Source organism: Brevibacterium pityocampae (genome assembly GCF_039541555.1).
GTDB lineage: Bacteria > Actinomycetota > Actinomycetes > Actinomycetales > Brevibacteriaceae > Brevibacterium > Brevibacterium pityocampae.
Genome location: NZ_BAABGL010000019.1, coordinates 1 through 676 on the forward strand (window position 1 = coordinate 1; position 676 = coordinate 676).

Annotated in this window: 1 protein-coding gene; it reads right to left on the bottom strand. The window is 67.2% G+C overall.

Annotation, left to right across the window (positions count from 1 at the left end):
• Positions 1–489, bottom strand: a 489-nt coding sequence (locus tag ABD883_RS11940) for a hypothetical protein (RefSeq protein WP_345032362.1), incomplete at its 3' end; no start/stop codon positions are given.
• Positions 490–676 lie beyond the last annotated feature (187 nt).

Here is a 676-nt window from a genome sequence, read left to right on the forward strand (position 1 = left end):
CCCGAGTCGGTGAGCGCGGCGGGCGGCGTACTGCAGGCGCTCGTAGCGCAGGATTCCGGTGGTGGCGCGGTCGTGGCAGGCCCGCAGGCTGAACGTCGCGATGAGCGCGTCCCGGGCGGCGGTGTAGGCGCGTGTGATGGTGGTGTCGAGGACCGCGGCGAGACAGGTGAGGTGTTCGCCGGTGACGCGTTCGAGCACCCAGTGGGCGAGCGACCCATCGGCAGGCAGCCCGTACCGGTCCCGCCCACACCCCGGGCAACCGGTTCCGGTGCAGGTGGTGCAGTCGGGGGCGGGGGTGAGGTCGAGGCATTCCTCGACGATGGTCTCGGCGATGAGCTGCATCCGGGCGAGCATCACCCGATCATGGGCGGCCACCGAGTCCCGCAGCCGCAGGAGAGCAGGCCGCTCACCGAACGGGTGACCGGCAGGGTCGCGGGGATCGGAGTCGCCGGGGTCGGTGCTGTCGGGGTGGATGGTGGGTGCGGTCATCGGAGGTCACCTCCCTCGGAACGGAACGATCAGAGTGGATACTGGGACTGGATCGGGTGTGCTGTGCGAGTGGTTCCAGGCTATCGGGACCCACGGACACGGGATGCGCGTAAAGCACCGAAAAACCGTGTTATCCACAGGGTGTTCGATATTGATCTGAATATTCTTTCGTCTGCACCATCGATTG